The sequence below is a fragment of the Chloroflexus sp. genome (genome assembly GCF_034435895.1).
In the GTDB taxonomy this organism is placed as follows: domain Bacteria; phylum Chloroflexota; class Chloroflexia; order Chloroflexales; family Chloroflexaceae; genus Chloroflexus.
This window is the reverse complement of record NZ_DAOTWH010000163.1, coordinates 1-16,581: the sequence shown is the minus strand read 5'-3', so window position 1 is coordinate 16,581 and position 16,581 is coordinate 1. Positions and strand designations below refer to the sequence as shown.

13 protein-coding genes are annotated in these 16,581 nt (G+C 60.6%); 5 read left to right on the top strand and 8 right to left on the bottom strand.

Annotated features, from left to right (window positions below; all coding sequences use genetic code 11):
* Window positions 1-17 precede the first annotated feature (17 nt).
* Window positions 18-1,532, bottom strand: coding sequence for an acyl--CoA ligase (locus U9R81_RS09695; protein WP_322495278.1), 1,515 nt, complete (start codon window positions 1,530-1,532; stop codon window positions 18-20).
* A gap of 38 nt (window positions 1,533-1,570) precedes the next feature.
* A complete protein-coding gene (locus tag U9R81_RS09690) occupies window positions 1,571-3,181 on the bottom strand; it encodes a gamma-glutamyltransferase family protein (RefSeq protein ID WP_322495277.1) in 1,611 nt (536 codons plus the stop codon).
* A gap of 449 nt (window positions 3,182-3,630) precedes the next feature.
* Between U9R81_RS09690 and U9R81_RS09685 the strand changes: the two genes are divergently transcribed.
* The 3 genes from U9R81_RS09685 to U9R81_RS09675 all read left to right on the top strand — a co-directional run bounded on the left by U9R81_RS09685 (window position 3,631) and on the right by U9R81_RS09675 (window position 9,585).
* The gene (locus tag U9R81_RS09685) at window positions 3,631-6,003 is read left to right on the top strand and encodes a bifunctional (p)ppGpp synthetase/guanosine-3',5'-bis(diphosphate) 3'-pyrophosphohydrolase (RefSeq protein WP_322495276.1); all 2,373 of its coding nucleotides are present in this window, start codon (window positions 3,631-3,633) and stop codon (window positions 6,001-6,003) included.
* A gap of 17 nt (window positions 6,004-6,020) precedes the next feature.
* On the top strand, window positions 6,021-6,944 hold the full coding sequence (locus tag U9R81_RS09680) for an A/G-specific adenine glycosylase (RefSeq protein ID WP_322495275.1): 924 nt from the start codon (window positions 6,021-6,023) through the stop codon (window positions 6,942-6,944).
* A gap of 244 nt (window positions 6,945-7,188) precedes the next feature.
* Window positions 7,189-9,585 carry an ATP-binding protein gene (locus U9R81_RS09675; protein WP_322495274.1) on the top strand — a complete coding sequence of 799 codons (2,397 nt, stop codon included), beginning with the start codon at window positions 7,189-7,191 and terminating at the stop codon, window positions 9,583-9,585.
* Window positions 9,586-10,707: 1,122 nt separating this feature from the next.
* Here the strand turns inward: U9R81_RS09675 and U9R81_RS09670 are convergent.
* The 5 genes from U9R81_RS09670 to U9R81_RS09650 are packed head-to-tail and all read right to left on the bottom strand — an operon-like array spanning window position 10,708 to window position 13,066.
* Window positions 10,708-11,427, bottom strand: coding sequence for a hypothetical protein (locus U9R81_RS09670; RefSeq protein WP_322495273.1), 720 nt, complete (start codon window positions 11,425-11,427; stop codon window positions 10,708-10,710).
* Window positions 11,417-12,094: an ABC transporter ATP-binding protein gene (locus U9R81_RS09665; protein ID WP_322495272.1), complete on the bottom strand. Its 678-nt coding sequence runs from the start codon at window positions 12,092-12,094 to the stop codon at window positions 11,417-11,419. The genes U9R81_RS09670 and U9R81_RS09665 overlap by 11 nt, the downstream gene beginning before the upstream one ends.
* The gene (locus U9R81_RS09660) at window positions 12,069-12,362 is read right to left on the bottom strand and encodes an ATP-binding cassette domain-containing protein (RefSeq protein ID WP_322495271.1); all 294 of its coding nucleotides are present in this window, start codon (window positions 12,360-12,362) and stop codon (window positions 12,069-12,071) included. The genes U9R81_RS09665 and U9R81_RS09660 overlap by 26 nt, the downstream gene beginning before the upstream one ends.
* Before the next feature lie 39 nt (window positions 12,363-12,401).
* Window positions 12,402-12,752, bottom strand: coding sequence for a transcriptional regulator (locus U9R81_RS09655; RefSeq protein ID WP_322495270.1), 351 nt, complete (start codon window positions 12,750-12,752; stop codon window positions 12,402-12,404).
* A 2-nt stretch (window positions 12,753-12,754) separates the two neighbouring features.
* A complete protein-coding gene (locus U9R81_RS09650) occupies window positions 12,755-13,066 on the bottom strand; it encodes a hypothetical protein (RefSeq protein ID WP_322495269.1) in 312 nt (103 codons plus the stop codon).
* An 82-nt stretch (window positions 13,067-13,148) separates the two neighbouring features.
* Here U9R81_RS09650 and U9R81_RS09645 point away from each other — a divergent pair, with 82 nt between their 5' ends.
* Together U9R81_RS09645 and U9R81_RS09640 are read left to right on the top strand one after the other, a co-directional pair.
* On the top strand, window positions 13,149-13,319 hold the full coding sequence (locus U9R81_RS09645) for a hypothetical protein (RefSeq protein ID WP_322495268.1): 171 nt from the start codon (window positions 13,149-13,151) through the stop codon (window positions 13,317-13,319).
* 1,061 nt (window positions 13,320-14,380) lie between these two features.
* On the top strand, window positions 14,381-15,550 hold the full coding sequence (locus U9R81_RS09640) for a radical SAM protein (protein WP_322495267.1): 1,170 nt from the start codon (window positions 14,381-14,383) through the stop codon (window positions 15,548-15,550).
* A gap of 51 nt (window positions 15,551-15,601) precedes the next feature.
* On the opposite strand, the gene U9R81_RS09635 is transcribed toward U9R81_RS09640, so the two are convergent.
* Window positions 15,602-16,581, bottom strand: a 980-nt coding sequence (locus U9R81_RS09635; protein WP_322495266.1) for a zinc ribbon domain-containing protein, incomplete at its 5' end; no start/stop codon positions are given.

Below are 16,581 nucleotides of genomic sequence, written 5' to 3'. Positions count from 1 at the left end.
CCATAGCAACACCTTGCCTACGCCAACCCCAGCGTCTTGGCCATCGTGATCCGCTGCAGCTTGCCAGTCGCGCCCCGTGGCAACGCACTCAGGATATGGATCACGCGCGGCACTTTGAAATCGGCCAACCACTGGGCGCAGTGATCGCGCAGTTCGCGTTCGCTGGCCTGTATCCCCTCGCGCAAGACCACTGCTGCATGCACTTCTTCGCCCAAGGTCGGGTGGGGCGCCGCAAAGGCCAGCGCCTCGGCAACCGCCGGGTGGCGCAGCAGCACATCGTCAATCTCAAGCGGTGAAATCTTCTCGCCGCCACGATTGATCAGCTCCTTGATCCGGCCGGTCAAGCACAGATAGCCATCGTCATCGAGATAGCCCTGATCGCCGGTGCGGAACCAGCCATCCACAAACGCCGCTGCGTTGGCTTCGGGGTTGTTCTCGTAGCCGTCAACCACATTCGGCCCGCGCACCACCACCTCACCCTTCACCCCTGCCGGCAACAAATTGCCGTTTTCGTCCATGATGCCGACTTCCACTCCAAAACCGATCCCGACCGAGCCGGGTTTGCGCTGGCCGGGTGGCAACGGGTTCGAGGTCATCTGGTGCGAGGCTTCGGTCATGCCGTAGCTCTCGATCACCGGCGCGCCAAACACCGCCTCCATCCGCTCCATGACCACCGGCGGTAGCGGTGCGCTCGACGAGCGGATGAAGCGAAATGGGTTGGCGGCGATGATCGCAGCATTGCGCTCGGCGCGGGCCAGCAGCACCTGATGCATCGTCGGCACCGCCGAATACCACGTTGGCCACGCTTGTTCAACCCAGCTCCAGAACTTGAGACCGTCGAAGCCGGGTGGGCAGATGACCGCGCCACCCGCCGCCAGTTGGCTGAGCAGCGAGGCGACGATGCCGTGAATGTGGAACAGCGGCATCACGCAGAGCGAGCGGTCGGCAGGGCTGAGCTGGTAGGTGGCAATGATGTTGGCGGTCGAAGCAACCAAATTGCGATGGCGGATCGGCACCCGTTTGGGCCGGCTGGTGGTGCCGCTGGTGTGCAGGATCATCGCCACATCATCGGCGTCGGCCCAGCCATCGTGGCGCGGCGGGCTGGCCTCGCCAGCGGCGCTGAAGACCAAGCGGCCATCGGTGTCGAGCGTCGCCTCGATTAACAACATCCCAAGACGCAACGCGGCCCGCGCTTCATCGCCTTCGCCGGGAGCCACGATCAGCGCGCGGGCATTGGTGTCTTCGTAGTAGAAGGCAAACTCGTCGCGGCGGTATTTGGGGTTGAGCGGCGCAGCGGTGGCTGCCGTCGCCGCGGCGAGAAAGGCTATCGCCATCGCCGGGCCATTGCCGAGCGCGATCGCGATCCGGTCTCCCCGTCCCAAGCCGTGGGCTTGCAACCATTCGGCCAACTGGCCGACCTGCGCGCGCAGATCGGCAAACGTCCACACCGGCCCTCCCGGCGCGATCAAGGCCGGGTCGCCTTCGGCGCCGGCGCGCAAGAGGTCAAACAGCGTTGCTCTGCGTGTCGTCATAGCGCGGCATTCCCTATCTACGCAATGCGCTCTATCTGTTACCATCCAACCGCCAAACCATCACAGCGCGGTTCAGTGCCGGCAATGTAGCAGCCGCTCGGCAAGCGCCAAATCGCCTGCCCGCGGCCAAAGCCGCCCAACTCGCTCTCGACCACCACCTGATGGCCGCGGGCCGCCAACCCCTCGATCACGTGGCGCGGCGTTTCGAGTTCGAGCCGCAGCGTCCCGTCGCGTTCCCAGCGCCAGCGTGGCGCATCGAGCGCCGCTTGCGGATGCATCCCATAATCGAGGGTATTGACCACCACCTGCACGTGGCCTTGCGGCTGCATATGCGCCCCCATCACGCCAAAGGGGCCGATCGGCGCGCCGGCTTTGCTGAGAAAGCCGGGAATGATGGTATGGAAGGGGCGCTTACCCGGCGCAACGTGATTGGGATGGCTGGGATCGACCACAAACCCGCAGCCGCGGTTGTGCAGCGCAATGCCATATTCAGGCACCACGACCCCCGACCCAAAACCCATATAGGTCGATTGGATCATGCTCACCATCATACCATCACGGTCAGCCGTCGCAAAATAGACCGTGCCGCCCTTGGGCAACGCCGCCGGGCCATAGTCTTGGGCTCGCTCACCGATCAGCCGGCTGCGCGCCGCCAGCCGGTCACGGTCGAGCATCTGCGCAACCGGCACCGACGCTTTGGCCGGATCGGCTACATAGGCAAAAGCATCGGCAAACGCTAACTTCATCGCCTCAACCTGCCAATGAAAAGCAGCTGCCGACTCGCGGGGGAACCGGGCCAGATCAACGTGGTCAAGGATGCCGAGCGCCATCAACGCCGCAATCCCCTGCCCGTTCGGCGGAATCTCGTGAACAGTATAGCCGCGATACTGCATCGTGATCGGCGTCACCCACTCTGACCGATGGGCCGCCAAATCCTCGGCCCGCAGCAAACCACCGGTAGCGCGCGCAAAGCGGTCAATCGCGGCGGCAATTTCCCCACGGTAAAACACATCCGCGCCGTGACGGGCAATCAGACGCAGGGTGCGGGCATGGCCGGGGCTTACGAACCGCTCGCCGGGGCGCGGAGCGCGGCTATCGCGACTAAAGGTAGGCAGAAAACCGGCAAACTCCGGGCCGGTGCGGGCATGGGCCGCCGCCACCCCCCGCGCCCAAAAATAGGCCACCATCGGCGGCACCGGCGCACCCTCTTCGGCATACGCAATCGCCGGCGCCAGCACCTGCGCCAGCGGCAAGCGGCCAAACCGCTCGTGCATATCGCTCCACAACCGCACCACTCCCGGCACCGTCACCGGCCACCAACCATGCACCGGCATCTCGGTATGGCCGGCAGCGGCCAGCGCCTCGGCAGTCAAGGCGGCTGGCGCCGCGCCCGATCCATTAATGCCATGCAGGGTATTGCCGGCCCAGATCAGGGCAAAGCCATCGCCCCCCAACCCATTCGAGGTCGGTTCGAGCACCGTCAATGCCGCCGCCGTCGCAACCGCCGCATCAACCGCATTGCCGCCGGCTTGCAACACCTGCATCCCGGCCTGCGACGCCAGTGGATGGCTGCTCGCCACCACGCCGCGCTCGGCTACGACCGGCACCCGCCGTCCGGGGTAGGGGAAATGGTTCAGGTTGAGATCCATAGAATATAGCTCCCTCACATCACTGAGTCCTATGGGTGAGATATTTGATTATACAATGAATCGCACATTCAAATGACGCAGCTTGACATTGCCACCCGCGAGTGTTATCCTACATAATAAAGACATAACGTGCGTTACGATCGCGGATGATCGGCTCAGTGGTTGGATGCGGCCTGGCGTTGCACGCCGGGCGTTTTTGATCAGCTACTTCGATCGCTATCAAGGTCGTATCATCAGTGATTATTTTGCTGTTGCCGAGCAAGCCGATTACGAACCTGCTTTCGCTTGAACTTGCCCGAAATGCTATTGAACAACGGTGGTGACATACCATCCGATGAATGCGATATACTGGCATTGCCGTCTCGGAGCTGCGCCGCTATCCGCGCGTAATCTGGCCAGCTAGGCGACAGATCGGCGGCACATAGCCTGCCTGAACAGGAGCGGCTACTATGGAAGATGTAACTGCTACCGCTCATACGGTTGAATTGATTGCAGATATGCCAGACAGTCCGGCGATGAGTGACGAACTCCCCCCTCTTGCCTCTGAATTGCTGAAGCACAAAGTCATGTTCACCATCGTCGAGCAGCAGCAGCGGCGTGGCTGCCAATCCTCGCTCGAGACGGTGCAAGATGCGTTCATCCATGCCTATTTCTCGCCCTCGGTCGAAGCCCTCATTGCCCGCCACCGCGAATATCTTCCCTCCGCCGATTTTGATCTGATTCGCCGCGCGTATGCGCTCGCCGCTGTGGCCCACGAAGGCCAGCGCCGCCAGTCAGGCCAGCCCTACCTTGATCACCCGATTGAGGTTGCCCTGATTTTGCTCGATTTGAGCCTCGATACCGAATCGATCGCCGCGGCGCTGCTGCATGATGTGGTCGAAGATACCGGCGTGCCGATCGAGGTGATTGAGCGTTTCTTCGGCAAGCAAGTCGCTAATCTCGTCGATGGCGTGACTAAGCTCTCAGGGTACGAGAACAAGAGCAAAGAAGAGGTGCAGGCCGGTACCTATCGCAAACTGATTATCGCCTCGGCTGATGATCCGCGGGTGGTGTTGATCAAGCTGGCTGACCGCCTGCACAATATGCGCACCATTCACGCCACTCCGCCGCACAAACAGCAGCGTGTCGCGCGCGAGACGCTCGATATCTACGCGCCGCTGGCCCACCGCCTCGGCATGTGGCAGATGAAGTCGGAGCTCGAGGATCTCGCGTTTAAGACCCTCCAGCCCGATCGCTACAAAGAGATTGCCCAAGGTCTGGCGATGCGGAAAGAAGCGCGCGACCGCATCGTTCAGCGCGTGATTGCCCAGTTGAAAGAGGCGCTGGTCCGCGAAGGGATAAAGGCCGAAGTGACCGGGCGCTCGAAGCATATCTATTCGATCTGGCGCAAGATGGAGCGCAAAGGGGTGCCGTTAGAGCGGATCTATGACCAGCTCGCGGTGCGGATTATTGTTGATGATCCCAACAATGAAGTGGGGGAGTGTTACCGGGCACTCGGTGTTGTCCATAGCAAGATGAACTGGACACCGGTGACGCAAGAGTTCGATGATTACATTGCCGCCCCCAAAGAGAGTTCCTACCGCTCGATCCACACCACGGTCATCCTGCCCGAAGGCGTTCACTGCGAAGTGCAGATCCGCTCGCGGAAGATGCACGAAGAGGCCGAGCACGGCATTGCTGCTCACTGGCGTTACAAAGAAGGCTTCAACACCCGCAGCGACAAAGACTACGAAAACAAGATTCGCTGGTTGCGCGAGCTGATTACGTGGCGCAACGAGACGACCGACAGCGAATTTGTTGATATGCTGCGCGCTGAGTTTGAAGAGCGCGTCTTTGTCTTTACGCCCAAAGGCAAGATTATCGACCTGCCCGAAGGCTCGACGCCAATCGATTTCGCGTACCGCATCCACTCGGAAGTGGGGCATAATTGTATTGGCGCGAAAGTCAACGATCGCATGGTGCAGCTTACCTACGAGCTGCGCAACGGCGAGATTGTCGAGATTCTGACCTCGAAGACGCCGCGCGGCCCTAGCCGTGACTGGCTGCGGATTGTGAAGACGCCTTCGGCCAAAAACCATATCAAGCGCTACTTCCGCCGGCTCGAGCGCGAAGAGAATATCGCCGCTGGGCGTGAGATGCTGGAGAAAGAACTACGGCGCGTCGGTCTCACCCACGTGAGTTTTGAGAAGCTGGTTGAGCTGACCAGCCCCTCGGTGCGCTCGGTAGAGGATCTCTTCTACCAAATCGGGGTTGATGATATCAACGAGCGCAAGCTGGTCGAGAAATTACTTGATAGTCAAGCGCCTCCCGCACCTGCGCCAGCTCCTGTACCTAGCCCCACCCAACCAATGGCGCAGGTAAGCGCGAGCGGTGAGATTTGCCTTGCCGGCACTGGCAAAATCCCATCGCGCATCGCTCGTTGTTGCAATCCGATCTTTGGCGAACCGATCGTTGGTTTTACCACCCGTGGCCGTGGCGTCACCGTTCATCGCGCCGATTGCCGTACTCTCCAACATCTAAGTGAAGCTGAACGAGGCCGTCTCATGCCGGTCTGTTGGGGCAACGGTGCGGTGACAAACCAGACCTTCCCGGTGCCGTTACGGATTGAAGCGTGGGATCGGGTTGGCCTGTGGCGCGATATTTCCAATGTGATCGCCGAGGCCGGCATTAATATCACCGAAGTCAATCATGGCAAACCGCGCGCCAATGGCCGGATGGTGTTGAATGTCACCGTCTCGCTCCAGTCAATGGCCCAGCTCTCGCCGCTGATCGAGAAGATCAACCGCATTCCCGATGTGCTTGATGTCTATCGCAAGACCTAGCCGAGCAACAATTGGAGATGATCGACGCCATCCGTGCTGACCTGCTCCAATGGTTTACCAACGAGGCCCGCGACCTGCCATGGCGACGCACCCGCGATCCGTATGCAATCATGGTCGCCGAAGTGATGCTTCAGCAGACGCAGGTTGATCGGGTCCTTCCGAAGTATCAGGCGTTTGTCGCTGCCTTTCCTACCATCGAAGCTCTTGCTGCCGCACCCACTGCCGAGGTGATCCGGTTGTGGGCCGGGCTTGGCTACAACCGGCGCGCCGTCAATTTGCAACGAGCAGCGCAGGCGATTGTCACCCGCCACGGTGGGCGGGTGCCGGATTCGGTCGCCGCCTTGCGCGCGTTGCCCGGCATTGGCCCCTATACCGCTGGCGCAATCGCTTGCTTTGCCTTCGAGCACGATGTCGCCTTTCTCGATACGAACATCCGGCGCGTGGTGCGCCGGCTTTGCGTTGGCCCTGACCACGCAGCAGCTACTGAGGCCGAATTGCTGGCCCACGCCGCGGCACTGATTCCGCCGGGGCAAGGCTGGGCGTGGAATCAGGCGATCATGGAGCTGGGTGCGCTGATTTGCACTGCTGCTAGCCCAGCGTGCTGGCGTTGCCCGTTGCGCCGGTATTGCCGCGCTTATGCTACCGCAGTTGCTGCTGATGAATCCTTGGCTGAAACGATGGCGGCGCCGGCGCTCAAGCGGGTTGCCGAGCCGCGCCCTGCTGAACCGTTCATCGGGTCGCGCCGCTGGTACCGGGGCCGGATTATCGCCGCGCTGCGCGCTTTACCTGCCGATACGGCGTTGCCCCTATCCGAACTGGGCCGGCAAGTGCGGCCTGATTTCACGGTTGACCATGAAGAATGGCTTCAACAACTGGTGCGTGATCTCGCCCGTGATGGGTTGTTAGTGATCACGGAACAAGGCGTGCGCTTGCCCGCTTAACCCCGGCAGCGGCCGTTGAGCCTTCGGCACGCGCATCTTGTTCGCATCCAACGAGGAACGAGCTGCGAATATAATTACGTATATACCAATCTGGTCTTTGCCCACGTTTAGTACGACAAAAGGTATAAAATATCTTTAGCGACCGGCGATAGGCGCAGGCAGCTTGCCAGCCGACAGCCGCTGTGCTGCCTCACCAGTGCCTCCTTTTAGGATAGGCAACGGCGCGCTACAAGGAGACGCCTTCATGCACACCATTCCGTCGCCCGTGCGCGGATCGCTGATCGGATTGTGGAGCGCTGCTATCCTCGTGGGGGCGATATCTTGGCTCTTAGCGCCGGCTACCCCGCTCGATGTGGGTACGTGGCTGGCTATGATCCTCTTTGCGCTCGGTCTGACCATCTTTGAAGCGCTGACTATCGTGCGCCAGCATGATCGTCCGCTTGCCGTAACGCTCGTCTTGCTCATTGCTGCGATGATCATTTTGCCGTGGCCGCTGTTTCTGCTCGCCGTGGCTATTGGCGCGGTGGCCGGCGCATTAGCGCGCGCAGCGCCATGGTGGCAGGCGATCTCGTTGGCTGCGATGCGCTGGATCGCCTTAACTGCCGGCAGCGTGGTGTTGATGATCTTTGTCCAACAGCACACCTATGGCACAACCATTGCTTCGCCATCGGCGCTGATTGGGTTGATCGGCAGCGGACTGGTTGTCTATTTGATCGAACGGGTGGCAAGCGCGAGCTTGATCGCGCCGGTCACGGGGGAATCCTTGCCGGCGGCGCTGCGCTGGCGTCTCGACGATGCCGGTTGGTATGCGCTCATCTTTGCCCCCTTGGGTGGGATGCTGGCTATCCTCTGGCAGCAGGAGGTGTGGGCCTTTGCCCTAGGTATCGCCCCGCTAGCAATGGTGCAGATCAGTTTGCGCCGCCAGCACAAACTCGAAGAGGCGTTAAGCATTGCCGATGCCCAACTGCGCACAGTCAACGCCCGGCTGTTATCCCTCTCACGCCAAAGCGAACATCTGCAAAGTCTGGTTATCTCATTGATGGCGAGCCGCGATGTGCCAACGATGCTCAATCTGCTCGGCGAGCGGTTAAATGCGCTGATGGAAGCGGATAGCGCATGGGTGACGCTGTACGACGAGCATGGCAATCTGCAATTGGTTGCGTCGCACCATTTGCCGGCGCCGACCGAAGGAGTGGGGCCGCAACCTATTCCGTTGCCCCGCGACTACGAGTTTGCTCTCGAACGGCGGCGCGTCACGCTTTTTACCGACCAGCACGTGCAGACACTAGCGCCGGTAGCTGCGTTGACCGAACAATCACCTTGGCAAGCGATCATTCTCTTGCCGCTATTTGATGAGCAGCAACCGCTTGGCGCCGTCTGTCTAGCGTTTGAGCAGGTGCGCGGCCTCAAAGAGGATGAACAACGCCTCTTGGCCGCCTTTGCCCGCCACGCTGCCGCCGTGATTCAAAACGCGTGCCTCTTTCGCCGCTGGCAAGAAATGCAGATCGAGTTGGGCCGGTCGGCGAAGCTGGCTGCCGTTGGCACATTCGCTACCAGTATTGCGCACGAATTTAACAACCTGCTCTCTGGGATGCTCGGCTATGCCCAATTAGGGTTAGCCGACGACGAGGTTGAAATGAAAAATGAGGCCCTAAAGGTGGTGCTCGACACCTGCAAGCGCGGGAGCAGCATTACTGGCAGTCTGCTCACCTTCGCCCGCCGGCGTGAGTCGCAGCGTGAGCTGTCGGATTTGCGTGAAGTGATTGATGGTACGCTCACCTTGATGGAGATTGAATTACGCAAACACAGTATTCAGGTGGTGCGCCAGATCGAGGCGGTGCCGCTAACGATCTGTGATGCTGGCCAGATTGCGCAGGTCTTCCTCAATCTGCTCACCAATGCTCGTGATGCAATGAAACCGCAGGGTGGCATCCTGACAGTCACGCTTAAGGCAGAGCAAGGCTGGATTGTGTTGCAAGTTGAGGATACCGGCTGTGGCATTCCCGAATCCATCCGTCGCCAGATCTTTCAGCCGTTTGTTACGACGAAAAATGCTACCGGCAACCAGTCGGGCACTGGTTTAGGGTTGGCAGTGTCGTATGGGATTATCCAAAATCACAACGGTCGCTTCGAGGTCGAGAGCGAGGTGGGCAAGGGGACGACTATGACCATCCGCTTGCCGATCGTGCAGGAAGATCCCGCCGATGCGGCCCCGGCGCCGATTCCTTCACTTCACCTACTCGTCATCGACGACGATGAAGCGGCGGCCCGCGGATTAATTGAGTTGTTGGAAAGAGCCGGCCACTGTGTCACCTATTGCGCTCATAGCGCCGAGGCGGTCGCTATCTATACCGCTAACCAGTTTGATATGGTGCTGAGCGATGTGGTGATGCCAGAACTTGATGGGATCACGTTGCTCAATGTCTTGCGCTCTTACGACCCGGTCGCTAGTGTCATTCTATTTACCGGCCAGATTGAACCGGATCAGGTAGCGGCAATGGCGGCGAGCGGTGCGTATGCGGTGCTTCGCAAGCCGTTTGCCGCCGATGAGCTGATGGCTACCGTCCAAGCCGCCTACCACGACCGCGAACGCACCCGCCGTATCCTCGCCGGTATTACCGAACCGGCCTCGCTGCGGTGAAACGGGGTAACGCCAAGGCGCAAAGAGTGCAAAGGCGCAGAGGGGGTTAACGCAAAGACGCGGAGAACGCAGAGCAGCGCAAAGATATTTGGAATGCGATCATCCGCCACGTCCTCTGCGCCCTCAGCGGTACAACTTCAACTAGCCCGCGCAGCGGGCTTCGTCATGGTAGCCCGGCCCTTCAGGGTCGGGGTCTCTGCCCAGCCTACCTGAGCCGGTTCGTTCCGCTATCGGGGAAATTGCTTCGGTCGGACGGCACCCAGCACGGCTGGGTGCCGTCCCTCCCTCGCAATGACAACCGGGCCTGTTGGCAAGCGCAGCGCAGCAATCTCCCGCGAGCCCGGTAAGAACCCCCTCAGCCGCCGTTCGCGCTCGTCCGCTGTCATTGCGAGCGGAGCGCAGCGCAGCAATCTCCCGCGAGCGCGAGAGCGAACCGCTGAGGGTCGGTTTCCGCCGAAGCGGGAGATGGCTTCGGTCGGGCAGCGCCCCGCTGCGCGGGGTGGCCGCCCCTCCCTCGCAATGACAGGCGGCAAGCGGGTGATGGTTCACCCTCACCCCCTACCCCTCTCCCGCAACGCGGGAGAGGGGCGATCATCGCGTTCGATTGAGCGGGCTGTGCCGGCAACACAGCGGCTCACCCTCTCTTGCCGCAAGGTGGGAGAGGAGGCCGGTGGTGAGGGCAACCGCCAAGGCGCAAGAGCATAGCCACCACAAGACGCAAACCCCACAACGTTTTTTTCGTGCTTTTGGTGTCTCTTTGTGGCTATTCCGCCCCCACCCCCAGCGAGGGAGGGGCTGGGGGTGGGGTCAGCAGCCCGCGCAGCGGGCTTCGTAAGCCTAGCCCGGCCCTTCAGGGCCGGGTGCTGGACAGATGTTCTGTCCGCCCTTGAACCCGCCGTGAGGTGGGAGAGGATTGGTGGGTGAGGGCTAACCCGAAGCAGCAGTGGAGTAGCCACCAAACGACGCAAAAACCCCAGCGATTTTTTGTGCTTCTTGTGTCTTTTGGTGGCTATGCCCCATTCCCAGCAGGGTGGAGCCAATAATTCTGACCGCAAAGAACGCAAGATATGTGGGATGGGATCATCCTCTGCGCCCTCGGCGGCACAAATCCCCCCAACAGCCTCACTCAGCGATCAGCCGCGCCCGCTGGAAACGGTGCGCCGCGCCGATCAACCCACCGTTGAGCGCCGCCAATACCGCGATTGCAACCAGCACCGCCTGCGTCACATTCCAGCCGGAAACTATATTCCACAGCCGTTCTTGCCACGCTGCCGGCAATGCCTGTAGGCCAAACGTAGGTATGAAGATCAGCGCCATGATGGCGATGCTCAACACTTGCGTGGCTTGCTGCACGCTTTTTGCCCGCAGCGATACCAAGACTCCCGCGCCGGTAGCGAGACCGCCGCTGAGCAATGAGATGCCGATCACGCCTAACGCTACCGCTGGCGGGTAGAAGAGCAAGCGTCCTTCGCCGTGAAAGAGGTTGATGGTGACCAGCCCTACCAGTAGGCTTGCCCATGTCAGCCCGACCCCATACGCTAACGCGGCTAGCAGTTTGCCGAATAAAATCGCCTGATCGGGCAGCCGGCTGGCGAGCAGTGTGTGCCGTTCACGTTCGCCGGCAAATGAATCGGCCACGACCGCGTTGACCAGAAAGAGCGGCACCCAGCTCCAGTAGACAAGCGTGATTGGCGACTCGACCCACGATCTGCCCATTTGCCATGGCAATAAGATACCGAATGAGAAAATCATGAAGAGAAGGCCAAACTTGCCGACCCGATCGCCGAGGTTGAACGCCTCTTGCAACTCTTTGCGCATGACCGTCCAGATGTCAGTGAGCATGGGCCTCCTCCTCTTCCATCAAGGTCAGGAAGACCTCTTCGAGGCTGGCGTTGCTGCGATGGACTTCTTCGACCTGCCCGCCGTGCTCGATCACCAGCTTCACCAGCGGCGCCGGATCGCTCGCGGCGGCGAGTTCGATGTGCAGGCGCGCGCCGTTGGCTTCTACTCGCTTCACAGCCGGTTGGGATTGGAGGGCCGTTACGACGTGCGGTGTGCAGGCGCGCCCGATCATTTCAAGGTGTAGCGCCTCGTGGTGGCGCAGCTCGGCAAGACTGCCCTGCGCCAAGAGCCGGCCCTGCCGGATAATCCCGACCCGGTGGCAAAGCTTCTCGGCTTCGGCCAGATTGTGCATGGTGAGGAAGACCGTCACCCCTTCCCGTTCAACCAGCGTGCGCAGATCGTCGCGGAGCGAGGCGGCGGCAATGGGGTCAAGGCCGGCGGTCGGTTCGTCGAGAAAGATGAGTTGGGGCCGGTGCAAGAGCGCGCGCGCGATCTCCAGCTTCTGCTTCATACCGCGGCTCCACGTCTTGACCTGTTCGTTGCGCCGTTCCCACAACCCCAGCGATGCCAGCAATTCGTGGATGCGTTGGTTGCGTTCGGCTGCCGGCATCCGCCAAATGCGCCCGTAGGAATCGAGGTTGTCAGCGGCGCTCAGGCGTTCGTACAAGCCAGCGTGCTTCAAGCAGCGCACCGGTGCGCGCGCGCACCTCAGTAGCGCGCTGTGGAACCGGCAAGCCCAATACCTCGATCTGGCCGGCATCGGGTTGCAATAAACCCAGTAACAGCCGGATCGTGGTCGTCTTGCCCGATCCGTTTGGTCCCAAAAAGCCGAAAATCTCACCCTGCCGGACTTCAAGCGTCAATTGGTCAACTGCTCGCACCGGACCAAAGGTGCGGGTCAGTTGCTGGGTGCGGATGGCGAACGTGTTCATCATGCGCCTCCGATCGGCTAGCTCCTCACCGGCCACCACTCTCTACCCCACCGGCGCTGGCGTCATAGTTGGCGGCTCATCACTATCGCCGGTGGCAGCCATCAGATGGTGTAAACTGCGCCGGTAGCGCTGAAAGGCTTCCCTACCCGTCTCGGTCAACGAACAGAGGGTCAATGGCAACTTGCCACGATAGGTTTTCTCAATCCGCACATAACCGGCCTGTTCGAGCTTGGCGAGATGAACCGAAAGATTCCCTTTGCTGAGACCGGTCTCGCGCTGCAAGAAGAGAAAATCGGCACTCTCAACGGTATAGAGCAGCACCATGATCATCAGGCGCGCCGGCTCGTGGATAAGACGATCAAGGCCGGCCAATTGGTGCATCTGGAATTTCATCGTTATGCCTCGATCTGGGTGTGTTGGAGATAGTGGTAGAGGGTGACACTGCCGGCAATCAGCATCCACGCGCCTGCTGCAGCGATCACCAGACTCGCGCCGAGAAAACCGTCAATTGGCATCCAGTCCATGAGAATGCCAACCGTCGCCACAAACGCAGCTAAGGCGTAGCAGCGCCGCATGCCGAGATACGCGCCGAGATAGCCCAATCCGGCGGCCAAGGTAAAACCGGTCAGCGCCGGCATCACTGCTACTGCAAGCTGGACATTAAAGGTGAGGTTGACCAACGCGATGCCTACCCCGATTCCTGCCAACCCGCCGAGCGCGCGTTGCCATCGTGGCGGTTGGCGATAAGCGACAGCCAGTGCGCGGGTAGGTGATGCGCATCTTGAGCGCGTGGAGGATCCTTCTGCCCAACAGGATCAGCGGGATCAGCGCGAGCGGCAGCAAGAGATTGGCCCAGCCGGCGATGTTGGCGGCGCAACCAGCGGCACAAACTGGACCAATCCGGTGAATAGAAAGATGCTGCCGATCAGCAGTTCCGGCAAACCGTCGATCATCCAATAGCGCCGGGTGCGCTGGCCGAGATCAGGAACCGGGTTCGTCGTTTACCTTTTGCAAACCAGTCTATATTGTAGACCTGTTTTTATTATAGGATGCCAGAATGAGCTTATCAAGTGGTTATGGCGTTAGGAGGGATACAGCCCCCACTCCAGCCCTCTCCCTCCGGGGGAGGGAGCAAATCGCTCCCCCTCTCCCGCCGTGAGGTGGGAGAGGGGGCCGGGGGGTGAGGGCTAAAGTAAAGCCAAGTCGCAGGAGAATAGCCACCGAAAGACGCCAAACCATAACAATTTTTCGTGCTTCTTGGGTCTTTTGGTGGCTATTCCCCTCCCCTAGCAGGTTGAGGGGCAAGGGGTGGGAGGTGTTTGTTACTGCCGAGAGCGCAGATGACGGACAGAGGGAGGCATGATGTCATTGCGAGGGCGCGCAGCGCCCGAAGCAATCCCCTCCTGCAGCGAATGATATGCCTGAGTGCATCGCTCCCGCTCGTGGGGGAGATTGCTTCGCCGCCTCCGGCGGCTCGCAATGACAACAGAAGCGGCGGCGCTTCCCCAACACCTTTTGCGCCCTCTGCATTCTCTGAGCCTTTGCGTTTTTCCCCTGCCCCGCTCACCTGATTGTCCCCCTCCCAACCTGCCCCGGCGGGGGAAGGAGTAAGCACCCTTGTCCCTAGCGAGAGCGGGAGCTAGGAGGTGAGGGCGACCGCAAAGGCGCAAAGGCTCTCAACGCAAAGCCGCCGAGAGCGTAAAGCACGCCAAGGGTTTAGTGGCAGAGATCAAGCGCGCTTGTGTCCCCGCTATCCTCCGCGCCCTCTGCGACCCCTGCGGTACAAACCTCTGGCAGGGGGCCGGGGGGTGATAGCCATCATCCCGCGCAGCGGGCTTCGTAACCATAGCCCGGCCCTTCAGGGCCGGGTTCCCTGTCCGCTCTTGAATTCGCACCCGCTAGGGGAGGGAGTCGCATGCTTCTCTTGGCGGCAGCAACCATATCTCAAGGCGCATAGGCTCGCTTTCTTGTCAATATTAAACAAATGTTCTATAATAAGGATGCCTAACAAGGAGGTATCGATGCCGCCCCTAGTTGTCGTCGAGCCGGATCTGCAGCAAAAACTGGCTACGCTCAGCCAAGAAGCCACCGATGAGATCGCCGATCCGCCGCTGACCGCGAGTGTCCGGCAAGGGATCACGCATGCCACCGGTTTTCTCTACGACGCGCAACGGTCGGGTGGCGGTTCGATCCGGCTCTTCAAGGTGCTGCAAACGAATGCATGCCGGTTTAGCTGTCCGTACTGTTTTACCTCCTGCGCTATGCGCCGCCGCCGCACCACCTTCAAACCCGACGAACTAGCGACCGTGTTTGTCCATCTACACCAACAGCGGCGAGCTGAAGGCTTATTTCTCTCGTCGGGGATTGTGCCGGATGCCGACGCCACGATGGAGCGGATGCTGGCCACGGTCGAGCAGTTGCGCTTGCGCGAGGGGTTTCGCGGTTATATCCACCTCAAGCTGATTCCGGGAGCGCAGTTTGAGTATATCGAGCGAGCGGTGGCATTGGCCGATCGGGTGAGCCTCAATCTCGAAGCGCCGAATCAAGACCGGTTGCGTATGCTAGCCCCCGAAAAGGAGTTTGCCGAGGCAATGTGGCAACGGTTGGCGTGGGCGCGGCAAGTGATCGAACAGCGGCGCGCTGCCGGCTTACCAGCGGCCCGCTCGATCACTACCCAATTCGTGGTCGGCGCCGCCGGCGAAAGCGATGCTGAGTTGCTCTATACTGTCGCATACGCTCAGCAGACGATCCAGCTCGGTCGCAGCTACTTCAGCGCCTTTCACCCCATCGAACGATCTCCGTTTAGTGACCTGCCCGCTGAGGATCCCATCCGCGCCGCCCGCCTCTATCAGGCTGAGGCAATGCTGCGCGAGTATGGCTTTACCGTAGCTGAGCTGCCGTTTGACGAGCAGGGTCATCTGCCGCGCGATTGTACGCCCAAACAAGCTTGGGCAGCGCGCTATCTGCACGAACCGGTTGAAGTGAATACTGCCTCGCGCCAGCAACTGCTGCGTGTGCCCGGCATTGGCCCGCGCAGCGCTGATCGCATCCTCACTGCTCGCCGCCAGCAGCGCTTGCGCGATCTCGGCGATTTGCGCCAGTTTGGCGTGAATGTCAATTGGGCGGCGCCGTTTGTGTTGCTCGATGGGCGTGCCGCAGCTCGCCAATTGCCGTTGTGGCCGTTGCCGTAGGAGTTTGGTCCCGCGCTACCCCTACGGCGACGGCATTGAACCGCAATGTAGCTACCGCTCCCGGATTGTGATTTCGTCGAAGCGCACGATGATCCCGCTCTCATCGAAACTGGTCACTGCCAACCCAACCTCGCCCCGGGTAAAGGTCGGATCGCGCGTCTGCTCGAGCCGACGGTCGTTGACGTATAGGGTAATCTCGTCGCCGCGCAGCTCAACCCGCATACGGTTGTTTTCCGGGTTGATGGCCTCGTGCTGCGTCCAGTCGATGATCGTCACCCACTGGTTGTCTTCCAGCAGCTCGAGCGCGTAGTAACCGTCGTTCGAGACGCTAAACAGGTAGAAGTTGTCTTCGTCTTGATAGCGAAAGATCAATCCGGCGGCCCCACCCGGACTATTGCGCGGGATGGAATAACTTGTCTCGATCACGACATTGCGATAACTGCCGTCAACCAGTGCCCACACCAGCAGCTCCGGTTCCTTGACTTCGATAACGTAGTCTCCCTGCTCGTAAGCGTAGCGCGCGCTGCTGCCTTCACTCGCGCCTAAGTTGCTGTCTGCTGGGTTCTCGAAATCATCGCGGAAAACAATTTCGCCGCTAATCACGGAACCCACTGCGCCTCCACCACTCGTCGAAGGCTCTACGACCACAGGGGTCGATGTACCGGTCACGTTGTTGATGTTAAACGAGGACAGTGAGATCACGATAAAGACGCATGCGCCAATAAAGATGAGCAGCAGCAAGCTGATACCGCCAATCAGTAACCAGACGAGCTTGTTGTTCGGAGGGGTGGCTTGGATCTCGGCGCTCGCTGGCATTTGGTACGGCGGGGAACTGCTGGCCGGTATCCCATACGATGGCGGTGGCGGTATGAAAGGATCGGGCGGACTGCCGGCGCTTTGGGCGGGCGGAATGACTGGTGGGGTGGGCGGCGCAGCGGGGCGCTCCGGTGGGATGATAGTAGTCGGCGGCGCAGTGGCGGGCCGGTCGGGCGGGATGATAGTAGTCGGCGGCGCAGTGGCGGGCCGGTCGG